Origin of the sequence: Bacillus sp. FSL R5-0603, assembly GCF_038050295.1 — a bacterium.
Lineage (GTDB): Bacteria > Bacillota > Bacilli > Bacillales > Bacillaceae > Bacillus > Bacillus subtilis.
The window spans coordinates 3,528,646-3,542,489 of the sequence record NZ_JBBOYP010000001.1 but is presented as its reverse complement, the minus strand read 5'-3'; the positions used below and the strand labels follow the sequence as shown (position 1 = coordinate 3,542,489).

Below are 13,844 nucleotides of genomic sequence, written 5' to 3'. Positions count from 1 at the left end.
TTAATCTTCCTTTCTTGTCGTCTTTCTTCCTATATAGGTGACAGGCATTTGAATTGCCGTTTCTGCCAGCGGCTGTTTTTTGATGATACCCAAAAGCAGTTTGGCAGCTTCTCTCCCCATATCATATGCGGGCTGTTTAATTGTAGAAAGTGGCGGGAACAGAAGTCCGCTTTGCGGAATGTCATCATAGCCGATAATTTGAATGTCCTCCGGCACGTTTTTTCCGCGCCGCAATGCTTCATGTAAAACGGCAGCGGCTTGAATATCATTACTCGCGATCACACCATCTGTCGCTGGATAAGCGGCAAACAGCTCCTTCGCCATCGATTGTGCATCTTTAATTGAAAATGAAGCCGTCTCAATGACCTGAAAATCAACTTCAGCCTGCTTTAAGATTTCCAAAGCGCCGTTAAATCGGTCTTGAGCGGTCGGCAGGTGAGCGGGCCCTCTCAAGAGCGTAATGCGCTGGCTTTTTCCGTGAATGATAGCCTTGGCGGCTAACTTTCCTCCTGTATAGCCGTCACTAGACACAGAAGGAGCCCCTTCAAGTGTTCTGTCCAGAAAAACGACTGGATAATTCATGCCGCTGTATTCCTCGAGATCCGGGTAATTTGTTGCGGCAATAATGCCTGCGACATGATTTTGCTTAAAGGTTTGAAGGTATTCAAGTTCTTTTTTTAATTCCTCGTCACTGTTGCCGAAAATAAGGCGATAGCCTTCCCGGTTCAATTCATCCTCCGCACCGCGGGCAAGCTGGGGGAAGAAAGGGTTTGTGATATCCGGGAGCAAAAGTCCGATCAGTCGGGATTCTCTTTTATATAGAGATCTGGCGACTTCGTTCGGGTAATAGTTCAGCTTCGCCATCGCCGCTATGACACGCGTTCGCGTTTCTTCGTGTACATAGCCGTTATCATTCAGGACGCGGGAAACCGTCGCAACTGAAACGCCCGCCGCTCCGGCGACATCTTTAATTGTAGCCAAAACAGCTCCTCCTTGTTTATGTAACCGTTTACATAGATAGATTATCATGAACAATCCGAAGTTGGCAATAAAAATATCAAAAGAAATCTACTTGTAAATTGTATATATAATTGAAAAATTTAAGGTTTTCACTCTTTTTTTGACAAAGTTTTCACAAATATGGATGAAGATTTCATGAACAAATATTAAGTTTTATTAAAATTGTTTCAAAGTCATGCGTTTAGACCTGTAAATGGTGAGAAACAGAAAAGACTATCATCCCAGAAAATGTTTAATTATGTTAGAGAATTCGGACTCGTATGTTTAGCGTTTTCATCTCGAACCTCCTTAGTCATTTTGGAATGGGCCTAATATTGCTTATTCCATGCAGAAAGGATGACATTATGACCTTGTCCTTAAGAAACAGGATAAAACTATTTTGTGTTCATAAGAACCGGAAACACGCATGATAGCAGGAGATGCTTGATAACACAGGCTGAAAAAAAGATTGATTTGAAATGCATATTAAATACAAACAGCAGGATGTGACTATACGTCCAGAAGGATATCAGGAGAAAAATGAAAGCGCATTCTCTTCGATTTTTTAAAAAAGTGATAAGGTATAAGTCCTGCTGTTTTCCAAAAATAGAAAACAGTTTGTAGGTATAAAATCTCTTTCAAAAGAGAAGTTTGGCTTAGTCGATTAGGGAAGATTATGTTACATAATGCCGATTGAGAATTCATAGTGATTCTATATACTGATGAATGAATTTACAACAATATAGAAGGAGATGTCGAAAAGCAATGTGGTTACTCATTATAGCCTGTGCTGTCATACTGGTCATCGGAATATTAGAAAAACGACGACATCAGAAAAACATTGATGCCCTCCCTGTTCGGGTGAATATTAACGGCATCCGCGGAAAATCGACTGTGACAAGGCTGACAACCGGAATATTAATAGAAGCCGGTTACAAGACTGTTGGAAAAACAACAGGAACAGATGCAAGAATGATTTACTGGGACACACCGGAGGAAAAGCCGATTAAACGGAAACCTCAGGGGCCGAATATCGGAGAGCAAAAAGAAGTCATGAGAGAAACAGTAGAAAGAGGGGCTAACGCGATTGTCAGTGAATGCATGGCTGTTAACCCAGATTATCAAATCATCTTTCAGGAAGAACTTCTGCAGGCCAATATCGGCGTCATTGTGAATGTTTTAGAAGACCATATGGATGTCATGGGGCCGACGCTTGATGAAATTGCAGAAGCGTTTACCGCTACAATTCCTTATAATGGCCATCTTGTCATTACAGATAGTGAATATACCGAGTTCTTTAAACAAAAAGCAAAAGAACGAAACACAAAAGTCATCATTGCTGATAACTCAAAAATTACAGATGAGTATTTACGTAAATTTGAATACATGGTATTCCCCGATAACGCTTCTCTGGCGCTGGGTGTGGCTCAAGCACTCGGCATTGACGAAGAAACAGCATTTAAGGGAATGCTGAATGCGCCGCCAGATCCGGGAGCAATGAGAATTCTTCCGCTGATCAGTCCGAGCGAGCCTGGGCACTTTGTTAATGGGTTTGCCGCAAACGACGCTTCTTCTACTTTGAATATATGGAAACGTGTAAAAGAAATCGGTTACCCGACCGATGATCCGATCATCATCATGAACTGCCGCGCAGACCGTGTCGATCGGACACAGCAATTCGCAAATGACGTATTGCCTTATATTGAAGCAAGTGAACTGATCTTAATCGGTGAAACAACAGAACCGATCGTAAAAGCCTACGAAGAAGGCAAAATTCCTGCAGACAAACTGCATGATCTCGAGTATAAGTCAACAGATGAAATTATGGAATTGTTAAAGAAAAGAATGCACAACCGTGTCATATATGGCGTCGGCAATATTCATGGTGCCGCAGAGCCTTTAATTGAAAAAATCCACGAATACAAGGTTAAGCAGCTCGTAAGCTAGGGGGAAATGCAAACATGTTCGGATCAGATTTATACATCGCACTAATTTTAGGTGTACTACTCAGTTTAATTTTTGCGGAAAAAACAGGGATCGTGCCGGCAGGACTTGTTGTACCGGGATATTTAGGACTTGTGTTTAATCAGCCGGTCTTTATTTTACTTGTTTTGCTAGTGAGCTTGCTCACTTATGTTATCGTGAAATACGGTTTATCCAAATTTATGATTTTGTACGGACGCAGAAAGTTCGCTGCCATGCTGATAACAGGGATCGTCCTAAAAATCGCGTTTGATTTTCTATACCCGATTGTACCATTTGAAATCGCAGAATTTCGAGGAATCGGCATCATCGTGCCAGGTTTAATTGCCAATACCATTCAGAAACAAGGTTTAACCATTACGTTCGGAAGCACGCTGCTATTGAGCGGAGCGACCTTTGCTATCATGTTTGTTTACTACTTAATTTAATGTAAGGTGTGTCAAACGATGAAAAAAGAACTGAGCTTTCATGAAAAGCTGCTAAAGCTGACAAAACAGCAAAAAAAGAAAACCAATAAGCACGTATTTATTGCCATTCCGATCGTTTTTGTCCTTATGTTCGCTTTCATGTGGGCGGGAAAAGCGGAAACGCCGAAGGTCAAAACGTATTCTGACGACGTACTCTCAGCCTCATTTGTAGGCGATATTATGATGGGACGCTATGTTGAAAAAGTAACGGAGCAAAAAGGGGCAGACAGTATTTTTCAATATGTTGAACCGATCTTTAGAGCCTCGGATTATGTAGCAGGAAACTTTGAAAACCCGGTAACCTATCAAAAGAATTATAAACAAGCAGATAAAGAGATTCATCTGCAGACGAATAAGGAATCAGTGAAAGTGTTGAAGGATATGAATTTCACGGTTCTCAACAGCGCAAACAACCACGCAATGGATTACGGCGTTCAGGGCATGAAAGATACGCTTGGAGAATTTGCGAAGCAAAACCTTGATATCGTTGGAGCGGGATACAGCTTAAGTGATGCGAAAAAGAAAATTTCGTACCAGAAAGTCAACGGGGTAACGATTGCGACGCTCGGCTTTACCGATGTGTCCGGGAAAGGTTTCGCGGCTAAAAAGAATACGCCGGGCGTGCTGCCCGCAGATCCTGAAATCTTCATCCCTATGATTTCAGAAGCGAAAAAACATGCGGACATTGTTGTTGTGCAGTCACACTGGGGCCAAGAGTATGACAATGATCCAAACGACCGCCAGCGCCAGCTTGCAAGAGCCATGTCTGATGCGGGAGCTGACATCATCGTCGGCCATCATCCGCACGTCTTAGAACCGATTGAAGTATATAACGGAACCGTCATTTTCTACAGCCTCGGCAACTTTGTCTTTGACCAGGGCTGGACGAGAACAAGAGACAGTGCACTGGTTCAGTATCACCTGAAGAAAAATGGAACAGGCCGCTTTGAAGTGACACCGATCGACATCCATGAAGCGACACCTGCACCTGTGAAAAAAGACAGCCTTAAACAGAAAACCATTATTCGCGAACTGACGAAAGACTCTAATTTCGCTTGGAAAGTAGAAGACGGAAAACTGACGTTTGATATTGATCATAGTGACAAACTAAAATCTAAATAAACGGAGTGATAAAGATGAAATTTGTCAAAGCCATCTGGCCGTTTGTTGCCGTAGCCATCGTGTTCATGTTTATGTCAGCTTTTAAATTCAATGATCAGCTGACAGATCAGGAAAAACAGAAGATTGATATGGAAATGAATAAAATCCAACAGCAGGAAGAACCGGTAAACGCCAATAAATAATTCAAAAAAGAGAGTGTCTGAGGAGACACTCTCTTTTTATTTGCCCAGCATATTCATTCTGTAAAAATATCAAAAAGTCTCTTAACATATTCAAAAAAATACCGATGTTAAAACTGCAAAAAGAGGAGGAGATAATAAAAGTGAACACACTGGCAAACTGGAAGAAGTTTTTGCTTGTGGCGGTTATCATTTGTTTTTTGGTTCCAATTATGACAAAAGCGGAGATTGCGGAAGCTGATACATCATCAGAATTGATTGTCAGCGAAGCAAAAAACCTGCTTGGATATCAGTATAAATATGGCGGGGAAACGCCGAAAGAGGGTTTCGATCCATCAGGATTGATACAATATGTGTTCAGTAAGGCTGATATTCATCTGCCGAGATCTGTAAACGACCAGTATAAAACCGGAACAGCTGTAAAGCCGGAAAACCTGAAGCCGGGTGATATTTTGTTTTTCAAGAAAGAGGGAAGCACCGGAACTGTTCCGACACATGACGCCCTTTATATCGGAGACGGCCAAATGGTTCACAGTACACAGTCAAAAGGGGTTATCATCACCAATTACAAAAAAAGCAGCTATTGGAGCGGAACTTATATCGGAGCGAGACGAATCGCTGCCGATCCGGCAACGGCTGATGTTCCTGTCGTTCAGGAGGCCGAAAAATATATCGGTGTCCCATATGTGTTTGGCGGAAGCACGCCGTCAGAGGGCTTTGATTGTTCGGGGCTTGTGCAATATGTGTTTCAACAGGCACTCGGCATTTATCTGCCGCGATCAGCCGAACAGCAGTGGGCAGTGGGCGAAAAGGTAGCCCCTCAGAACATAAAGCCTGGTGATGTCGTCTATTTCAGCAATACGTATAAAACGGGAATTTCACATGCAGGCATTTATGCAGGCGCAGGCAGGTTCATTCAGGCAAGCCGGTCAGAAAAAGTAACCATTTCCTATTTGTCAGAGGATTACTGGAAATCGAAGATGACGGGTATTCGCCGATTTGACAACCTGACAATCCCGAAAGAAAATCCGATTGTTTCCGAAGCGACGCTTTATGTCGGAGAAGTGCCTTACAAACAGGGCGGAGTAACACCTGAGACAGGATTTGATACAGCTGGATTTGTCCAATATGTCTACCAGAAAGCAGCCGGTATTTCCCTGCCTCGATACGCAACAAGCCAGTACAATGCCGGAACTAAGATTGAGAAGGCGGACCTGAAGCCGGGAGACATTGTGTTCTTTCAATCAACAAGCTTAAATCCCTCCATCTATATCGGAAACGGACAAGTTGTTCATGTCACATTATCAAACGGCGTGACCATCACCAATATGAACACGAGCACATATTGGAAGGATAAATACGCAGGAAGTATACGGGTGCAATAAAAGAAAAAGACTCCAATCTCTGGAGTCTTTTCTTTATGCATATTGTCCTGAAAGAAGCTGGTCTATAAAGTAGGCCACACCATTTTCGTCATTGCTTTTTGTGACAAAGGTGCTTTTTTCTTTTAATTCATCAATCGCATTTTCCATGGCGATACGGTGTCCGGCGACTTCAAACATGGATAAATCGTTTGGACTATCGCCGATCGCATAGATATCCTGTGTTTCAATTTCGTATATGTCAGCCAGCTTTGTTAACGCGCGTCCTTTTCCTGACGAGGCCGGCAGAATTTCGATAATATGTTTTCCGGAAGAAGTTTGCGCCAGTTTTTTATGATGCTTCAGTTCTTCCTTCGCTTGTTTCAGCTTGTCCATATCAAAAGAGAAGCAAAGAAGCTTATAAATGTTTTCACCGCCGTCAAAAACCGATTCGATATGAGGGATTGGTTTAATGCCAAACTGTTTGAATTGAGTCATGGCTCCCTGCCACAATTCATCCGTCTGCTCGTTTGGGTTTGCGCTCTTTAGAATGTCAAGCTCCGCGTGCAGCTTAGCTTCGCCGTCAAAAGGAGAAAGCAGATGGTCATCTGTATATACCTCAAAATAAATGTTTTTTGAAAGTAAGTAATCAGCAATCGCTTTACCGGCTTCCTGATCCATTAATGTCCGGCTGATCAAACGGTAACCCGTGTCATGGATTGTACCGCCATTAGCTGCAATGATAGGGATATCCAAGTCATCCAGCAGCGCTTTTACATCAAATGTCGCTCTTCCCGTGCAAATGGTGACGAGGATGCCGGCATCAACGGCCCGCTTGATCGCCTCTCTGTTTTCCGCAGAAATGACGCTTTCTTTATTCAGTAATGTTCCGTCTAGATCAATCGCAATACATTTCATATGTAGGGGAACCTCCTTAAAAATGAAGCTGCTTCGTGTAGTATGTTCAGCTTGCCTGTGAAACATAATCCATATAAATTAAGGCTAATCGTTACTTTGATAATTTTCAACAAGGAAATATGTAAAACGGGATGGCGTAATCGCCATCCCGTTCATTATACACCTAAATCGTTTTGCAGCTCTTCTTTAACTTCCTGCAGCTTTTGCTGATTCAATTTGAAATAATAAACTCCGGCAGGTTCATAATCATAACCTGTCAGCTGAATAGACTCAACTGATTTCAATGAAGTGATGAACGGGAACAGGCCGATGGCATCTTTAAGAGATAAGTTCATTTTTAAATTTTGCCCCATCGTATCCACAATATCATCATAAGCCGGAATTGAGCTCAATGATTTTGATTTATCTATAATGGCGCTCAGCACTTCCATTTGTCTTTGCCCGCGTAAAAGGTCACTGTCCGCTTTACGTGTTCTTACGTAAGCGAGCGCTTCTTCCCCATCAAGCGTATGTGTTCCTTTTTGAAGGACGACTTTACCTTTTGTATCTTTTTTGATTTGCTGAATGACTTTATCGCTTTTTACAGTTACTTTGACGCCATTTAACTCGTTTACGACGTCTTCAAAAGCCGTGAAATTGCTTTCTACGACATAATCGACGGGAATATCCAGCATTTCTTCAACTGTTTTCACAGTCAAGTCAACGCCGCCGTAAGCGTGAGCATGTGTGAATTTATCATACCCGTGGCCTGGGATGTTTACATAGGCGTCACGCGGAATGCTCAGCATTTTAGCTGTTTTTTCTTTCCGATTAAATGTAACCAGCACATTCGCGTCACTTCTTGCCTGATCGACGGTCTCGCCGTTTTTCTCCCTGGCATCAATTCCTAAGAGCAATACAGAAAAAGAATCTTTTCCAGGATCAAATTCTTTGATCCGTTTTACAGATTGTTCTCCGCGTGCAAGGCTGACGTGAGCTTCCTTAGAAGCATTGTTCAGCTTTACAAAAGCATAGGCGCCGACAGAGCCTGCCGCAATGACTAAAAAAGCCATTAATCCGGCAACAACTTTCACCCATTTTTTTAGTTTTCTTTTTTTCTTTCTGCGCTGTGATCGTTCTTCCATATATCAATACCTCACGTTTCTTTAATATTTGAAGCGTACCATTCTATTTGCCATGGGGCAACTCCTCGAAAGACATTTTTCGATAAATATTCCTATATTTATAAGTTCTTGTTTTTGAAAATTGATAACGATGATGTGCTGAATCACCTTATATTGGACGCCGCAGCAGGTAAAATGTTTCGGCGACATTGAAAAAAATACAAGTAAATGATTGGAAAACTTATGATCAGCAAAATAAAAAGGTTTAATGGCCGGAAAAAGAGGCTAAAAGATTTCTAAAAAAATCCCACAGACAATGTCATTGCAGCTGATGGAGAAAGGGAGTCATCTTTATGAAAAAGCAGTCAAATATATGGCTTTATTTTTTCGGAGCTCTTGGAGGCGCGTTATATGGCTATGATACCGGAGTGATTTCCGGAGCTATTTTATTTATGAAAAAGGAGTTAGGCTTAAACGCGTTTACAGAAGGTCTTGTTGTCAGCTCCTTGCTGGTTGGGGCGATATTGGGCTCAGGAGCGGCCGGCAAGCTGACTGACCGTTTCGGAAGAAAAAAAGCAATTATGGCGGCCGCGCTGCTGTTTTGTATAGGCGGTCTTGGTGTGGCACTGGCCCCAAATACGGGAGTCATGGTGCTGTTTCGCATCATTTTGGGACTTGCAGTCGGAACATCGACGACTATCGTGCCGCTTTATTTATCTGAACTGGCACCAAAACATAAACGCGGGGCGCTGTCATCACTGAATCAGCTGATGATCACGGTCGGCATCCTTCTTTCTTACATTGTCAATTACATATTTGCCGATGCCGAAGCGTGGCGCTGGATGCTTGGATTGGCTGCTGTGCCGTCACTGCTCCTGCTCATTGGCATTTTGTTTATGCCGGAGAGTCCGCGGTGGCTGTTCACGAATGGCGAAGAAAACAAAGCGAAGAAAATTCTTGAAAAGTTGCGTGGCACAACTGATATTGACCAGGAAATACATGATATAAAAGAAGCGGAGAAGCAGGATGAAGGCGGCCTGAAGGAGCTGTTCGATCCATGGGTGCGCCCAGCCCTGATTGCCGGTTTGGGATTGGCATTTTTGCAGCAATTTATCGGAACGAATACGATCATCTACTATGCGCCAAAGACCTTTACAAACGTCGGATTCGGAAACTCCGCTTCGATTTTAGGCACGGTCGGAATCGGCACAGTCAATGTTGTCATGACATTAGTAGCGATTAAAATTATCGACAAGATCGGAAGAAAGCCGTTATTGCTATTCGGGAATGCGGGCATGGTGATCAGTTTGCTCGTTCTCGCTTTAGTAAATCTCTTTTTCGATGACACTCCGGCTGCCTCATGGACGACCGTCATTTGTTTAGGTGTGTTTATTGTTGTCTTTGCGGTCAGCTGGGGACCGGTTGTCTGGGTGATGCTTCCTGAATTGTTCCCGCTTCACGTCAGAGGAATCGGGACTGGTGTTTCAACCTTAATGCTGCACGTTGGGACACTCATTGTTTCACTAACCTATCCAATGTTAATGGAAGCGATCGGAATCAGTTATTTATTCCTGATTTATGCCACAATCGGTATCATGGCTTTCTTATTCGTCCGTTTTAAAGTGACAGAGACAAAGGGAAAAAGCCTTGAAGAAATTGAGCAGGATTTACGTGACAAAAACGGACAGGAAGGATCTGCTGGAAAACAGCAGACTGTTGGAACATAAAAAAGGGTGCGTAATCATGCGCACCCTTTTTCAGAGTTTACTTCCCGACTGTGCCGAAGTTAATGATTTTGAACGAAATATCATATTTAAAATCTGCCTCAGAAAATATGTCATCCCAATGTCCTTTTACGTTATTCCAATATTCAGGGTAGCGAATCCGAATGTAGTCAGATAAAAAGATTGGATCGGTTTTATACTCATGCTGCAGTTTATCCATTACCTGCTTTACATCGCGTTCAAGCTTTTTCTCAAAAATGTTCTCAAGCCTGTGCAAATAGCTTTTATGAAAGGAATTTTCGTTCGGGTTTTGGTCTTCTGTCAGGATCCCCCTTGTGTTGACAGACACCTGAAAGACAGGCTTTCCATTTTCAATGGCCGGCTTAATTTTAGATTTTGACTTTTTAATCTCAAACGTAATCGGATGCCCTTTATCTGTCGTCGGCATAACACCACCTCGTATCGTCCCCATAACCCATGTCAAAGTCTGAATTTCATCAGCTGAAAGAAATCCGATAAGTTTATTGCTGCCGCTTTTGATAATGCCTGCCCCGTCATACTTCGCTTTTCCCTTTTGGTTTTTCACGGCTTGGATGAGAAAACTGTAGCTATTTTGGCAATAGATAGAGGCCCTGCCGATCCGAAGCGGCATCATAATCTTTCCGTTATACCCGCTGTTATTGGTGAGTTCAATCAGCTTTTCGGAAGGCATCGGCTGCTGCTGCTTCAGACTTCCTTTCGTAAAAACATCTCCGGCTTTCCCTCTGGCAGCCATCAAATAGCTGCTGCGCCGCAGCTCATCATCCCGGATGAAATGGTTGAAGACCTGATCAATGTTTTGATTCCTCATTAGCTTTTCTCCCAAAAGAATGACTTTTAAATGATCGCTATAGATAGGAGGGTCCTTGATGGATACATCACTGACTGCTTCTAAGACGGTTTTTCCGTAGGACGTCACATTGACAAATTCGGGTTTTCCGGCTGCTTGGCTGTCTTCACTTTGGGGAAGAAGGTTTTGATACGTTAATTTATACTGATGGTCATCCGTTTCATCGATCGCAAGCCCTCTGGCAAAAGACAGTTTTTCAATATCTTTGACATCCCAGCATCCGCAGAGCATCTGCAGCATCAGAAACATTGCAAAAAGTTTCAGCATTGTCTTCATTGCAGCTGACCCCTCCCCAGTTTTTTCTGTATCCAGCTTAAAAACCAGATGAAAAATGGTATTGTAATCACACCTAGAAATACATAACCGAGAAGTGTACCGTAATAAAACACGGCATTAAGATCTTCAGGAAACATTGATAGAAAAAATGTAACAGCCAGCAATGCAGTAAGCAGCCATGGATTGTTTTTATTTTTCAGGTGAAAGATATCTGTTAATCCGATATGCGCCCCTTTAAAGGAGCCGAGCATACATGCAAATTGCTGCGTTGTCCACGTTAACTGTAAAAACAGGTCAAATCGTTCAATAAAAATCCCTGGAATTTCTAATGCGTGAATGAGTGAAATGGTCGGCCACGTCACTGTTTTTGCCTCAGCCACACTCATACACCCGATGACCATAAACAATGTAATGCTATAGAAAACAGCCGAAGTAGCAATGCCAAAAGCGACAGCTTTTTTTACCTGCTTTGGATCCTTCATAAAGGGAACGAGATAAAATATGACTTCAAATCCGGAAAAATATAAAAGAGTTTTAGGAAATAAAGAAAAAAAACTTTGAAAGCCGCCCTCAAAAACGGGCCGGATAAAATCTAACTGAAACAAACGAAAGCTAAACATCAAAAGCATGAGAAAAATAATAATGGTAATAGGAAAGATATACGCATATACCTTCGCAATGGGGTACACGCCCCCAGCAACATGATAAATGGCAACCGCCAGAAAAATGATCACAACAACCGCCATCGGTGTGTTTTTTAAAAGAAAGAATCCGACAACCTCGCCCAAAACCCGCGTCTGATAGCATACGATACCGATAAAATAAAGGGTAATAAATAAATTCAATAAGAAACCAATTAATTTTCCGGCTGCAATGCTGTTGAGCTCAAAAATCGTTTTCCCGCTGTTTCGTTGAAGAAAAGGCAAAAAAAGCAGAGCAAAAATAATAAAAATAACGCCCTGCAGCAGGATCATGATCCATCCAATCGGACTGTCGGTTTCAGCGGCTGAGCGGGGAAGGGTTAAGACACCAGAACCGATCATTGTACTGCTTACCATAATAAGCGTCTGCATGAATGTAAGCTTGTCCTCTGATTGCCTCATAGCCATCACCTTTGTCTGATTTTATCTTTTGTGCCTTTGCGGGTAGGTCTTCTTTTTAAAAATAGGGTGGGAACGCGAATAATTGTGTCTTTCAAGTCTTGTCCGGGCTGTGCCATTATCGGAATAATGTAATCCTGGCCAAAGCTTTTCAAACGCATTAAATGGCCAATTACTAGCAGAAAGACCATGATGACGCCATACATGCCCAACACTGATGCACTTATCATTGCCGCGATACGAATAATCCGCAGCGGGAAGTTATAAGCGTATGATGGAACGGTAAAGGATGCCAATGCGGTAATGGATACAACAATGACCATTAGTGCGCTGACGATTTGGCCTTGTACGGCTACTTGTCCGATAACAACCCCTCCGACAAAGCCAATCGTCTGTCCGATCGGCTTTGGGAGCCTTAACCCGGCTTCCCTGATCAGTTCTATCGTGAATATCATATTAAAGGCTTCAACAAAAGGCGGGAAAGGTACATTCAGCCTGCTGCCCGCAATCGAAATGGCCATTCTCGTCGGCAAAAGCCCGGTATGGAAGGTAACGAGAGAAATATATAAGCCAGGCAAATAAATAGTAATCAGAATGCTCGTATAGCGAATCAAACGAATAAGAGACATTGGAAACCAGCGTTGGTTGTAATCATCCGGTGAATGAATAAATTCATCAACCGTTGCCGGTACAATCAATGCAAATGGTGTACCATCTACTAAAATCGAAACCCGTCCTTCTAACAACGAGCTTTCTACACGATCAGGACGTTCTGTGCTTAATATTGTGGGAAAGACCGAAAAAGGTTCATCCTCAATGAGCTGTTCAAGTGAGCCTGATTCTGGCACATCATCTGTTATGATGGATTTTAGCCGATTAAACACTTCTTTTACGACATAATCAGGAGCAATATCCTGAATATAAGCGACAGCTACCTTTTTTTTCGTCCTTTTGCCGATGGTCATTTCTTTAATGACGAGATTAGGGTCACTAGATCGCTCCCGCAAAAGCGCCGTGTTTGTCCGCAGCTTTTCAATAAAACCAACCTTTGGCCCGCGTTCCAAGACTTCAGATGTAGGCTCTTCAAGGTTGCGAGTCATTATCGTTTTTGTATCAAATGCCAACCCTCCGTCGTAACCGTCTGCGAGCAAAATCGCTTGGCCCAAAAAAACGAGCTGCTGAATTTCGTTTATCGAGGAAACAACACTGTGGCGATAGCCGAAAAAAAAAGCGGATAAATCTTCAATCAGGCCTTCTTTTTTGGCTGGCGCTTCTTTTTGTAATGGAGAAATGACGTATTGCGCCAGAAGCTTGTTCTCTGTCAAACCGTCAATATACAGCAGGCACGCCTTCTGTCTGCTGTCTCCGAAAGAAAACGTATAAAATATGATATCGTCATTTTGCCCCAACTTTTTTTTCAATGTTTCTATATTGTTCTGGAGATCAGAGTCGATTTGCATAGTTTCTCTCCTTCATAAACAGATTGACGGTTTTTATTAATTTGTATCAAAAAAGGAGAATTATTCTTATCGAGGAATAGGCTGAAACAAAGCTTCTTTTCAACGTGATATAATAGAAAGGAAGCGTTTTCTTTGAAGGGGTAGTGAAAAGATGATGCTTTGTACATATGTTGTCATCGGAAAAAAGACAGCTTATACGGGCGTTTGTAAGAGGGGCGCACCGGGAAAATGATGATCAGTTATTTACAGGGGAGGGGTACGGA

The 13,844-nt window shown here is 42.5% G+C and carries 12 protein-coding genes; 6 read left to right on the top strand and 6 right to left on the bottom strand.

The features are described 5' to 3' along the window. Entirely contained in the window at window positions 1–981 is a 981-nt protein-coding gene (locus NYE56_RS18210; RefSeq protein WP_268555897.1) for a LacI family DNA-binding transcriptional regulator, read from the bottom strand. Between the two features lie 783 nt (window positions 982–1,764). On the opposite strand from NYE56_RS18210, the gene pgsB reads away from it, so the two are divergent. From pgsB to pgdS, 5 genes are all read left to right on the top strand, one after another. Continuing rightward, window positions 1,765–2,946: a poly-gamma-glutamate synthase PgsB gene (gene pgsB / locus NYE56_RS18205; RefSeq protein ID WP_003227883.1), complete on the top strand. Its 1,182-nt coding sequence runs from the start codon at window positions 1,765–1,767 to the stop codon at window positions 2,944–2,946. Window positions 2,947–2,960: 14 nt separating this feature from the next. Then, window positions 2,961–3,410, top strand: a complete 450-nt coding sequence (pgsC, locus tag NYE56_RS18200; RefSeq protein WP_003227889.1) for a poly-gamma-glutamate biosynthesis protein PgsC — start codon at window positions 2,961–2,963, stop codon at window positions 3,408–3,410. An 18-nt stretch (window positions 3,411–3,428) separates the two neighbouring features. Further along, window positions 3,429–4,571 (top strand): capsular polyglutamate synthetase PgsA, encoded by a 1,143-nt coding sequence (pgsA, locus tag NYE56_RS18195; RefSeq protein ID WP_003243306.1) that lies wholly within the window; start codon window positions 3,429–3,431, stop codon window positions 4,569–4,571. A gap of 14 nt (window positions 4,572–4,585) precedes the next feature. Beyond that, a complete protein-coding gene (gene edmS / locus NYE56_RS18190; protein WP_003227896.1) occupies window positions 4,586–4,753 on the top strand; it encodes an extrachromosomal elements maintenance protein EdmS in 168 nt (55 codons plus the stop codon). A 140-nt stretch (window positions 4,754–4,893) separates the two neighbouring features. Beyond that, entirely contained in the window at window positions 4,894–6,135 is a 1,242-nt protein-coding gene (gene pgdS, locus NYE56_RS18185; RefSeq protein ID WP_341284214.1) for a gamma-DL-glutamyl hydrolase, read from the top strand. A gap of 33 nt (window positions 6,136–6,168) precedes the next feature. Here pgdS and ywtE read toward each other — a convergent pair whose 3' ends face one another. Both ywtE and tagT read right to left on the bottom strand, forming a co-directional pair. Further along, window positions 6,169–7,029 (bottom strand): 5-amino-6-(5-phospho-D-ribitylamino)uracil phosphatase YwtE, encoded by an 861-nt coding sequence (gene ywtE, locus NYE56_RS18180; protein ID WP_341284213.1) that lies wholly within the window; start codon window positions 7,027–7,029, stop codon window positions 6,169–6,171. A gap of 155 nt (window positions 7,030–7,184) precedes the next feature. Further along, window positions 7,185–8,153: a polyisoprenyl-teichoic acid--peptidoglycan teichoic acid transferase TagT gene (gene tagT / locus NYE56_RS18175; RefSeq protein WP_014478157.1), complete on the bottom strand. Its 969-nt coding sequence runs from the start codon at window positions 8,151–8,153 to the stop codon at window positions 7,185–7,187. Window positions 8,154–8,485: 332 nt separating this feature from the next. On the opposite strand from tagT, the gene NYE56_RS18170 reads away from it, so the two are divergent. Beyond that, complete coding sequence (locus NYE56_RS18170) at window positions 8,486–9,859, top strand: sugar porter family MFS transporter (RefSeq protein ID WP_268555894.1); 1,374 nt, start codon at window positions 8,486–8,488, stop codon at window positions 9,857–9,859. Between the two features lie 37 nt (window positions 9,860–9,896). On the opposite strand, the gene NYE56_RS18165 is transcribed toward NYE56_RS18170, so the two are convergent. The 3 genes from NYE56_RS18165 to NYE56_RS18155 are packed head-to-tail and all read right to left on the bottom strand — an operon-like array spanning window position 9,897 to window position 13,581. After that, complete coding sequence (locus NYE56_RS18165) at window positions 9,897–11,021, bottom strand: Ger(x)C family spore germination protein (RefSeq protein WP_268555893.1); 1,125 nt, start codon at window positions 11,019–11,021, stop codon at window positions 9,897–9,899. Continuing rightward, window positions 11,018–12,124, bottom strand: coding sequence for a spore germination protein (locus NYE56_RS18160; RefSeq protein WP_268555892.1), 1,107 nt, complete (start codon window positions 12,122–12,124; stop codon window positions 11,018–11,020). The genes NYE56_RS18165 and NYE56_RS18160 overlap by 4 nt, the downstream gene beginning before the upstream one ends. A gap of 5 nt (window positions 12,125–12,129) precedes the next feature. Further along, a complete protein-coding gene (locus tag NYE56_RS18155) occupies window positions 12,130–13,581 on the bottom strand; it encodes a spore germination protein (protein ID WP_268555891.1) in 1,452 nt (483 codons plus the stop codon). Between the last annotated feature and the right edge of the window lie 263 nt (window positions 13,582–13,844).

Coding starts and splice junctions, on each gene's coding strand:
- pgsA (WP_003243306.1), top strand. CDS start 3,429: ATGAAAAAAGAACTGAGCTTTCATGAAAAGCTGCTAAAGCTGACAAAA.
- NYE56_RS18155 (WP_268555891.1), bottom strand. CDS start 13,581: ATGCAAATCGACTCTGATCTCCAGAACAATATAGAAACATTGAAAAAA.
- NYE56_RS18160 (WP_268555892.1), bottom strand. CDS start 12,124: ATGAGGCAATCAGAGGACAAGCTTACATTCATGCAGACGCTTATTATG.
- tagT (WP_014478157.1), bottom strand. CDS start 8,153: ATGGAAGAACGATCACAGCGCAGAAAGAAAAAAAGAAAACTAAAAAAA.
- pgsC (WP_003227889.1), top strand. CDS start 2,961: ATGTTCGGATCAGATTTATACATCGCACTAATTTTAGGTGTACTACTC.
- pgsB (WP_003227883.1), top strand. CDS start 1,765: ATGTGGTTACTCATTATAGCCTGTGCTGTCATACTGGTCATCGGAATA.
- NYE56_RS18165 (WP_268555893.1), bottom strand. CDS start 11,021: ATGAAGACAATGCTGAAACTTTTTGCAATGTTTCTGATGCTGCAGATG.
- edmS (WP_003227896.1), top strand. CDS start 4,586: ATGAAATTTGTCAAAGCCATCTGGCCGTTTGTTGCCGTAGCCATCGTG.
- NYE56_RS18170 (WP_268555894.1), top strand. CDS start 8,486: ATGAAAAAGCAGTCAAATATATGGCTTTATTTTTTCGGAGCTCTTGGA.
- ywtE (WP_341284213.1), bottom strand. CDS start 7,029: ATGAAATGTATTGCGATTGATCTAGACGGAACATTACTGAATAAAGAA.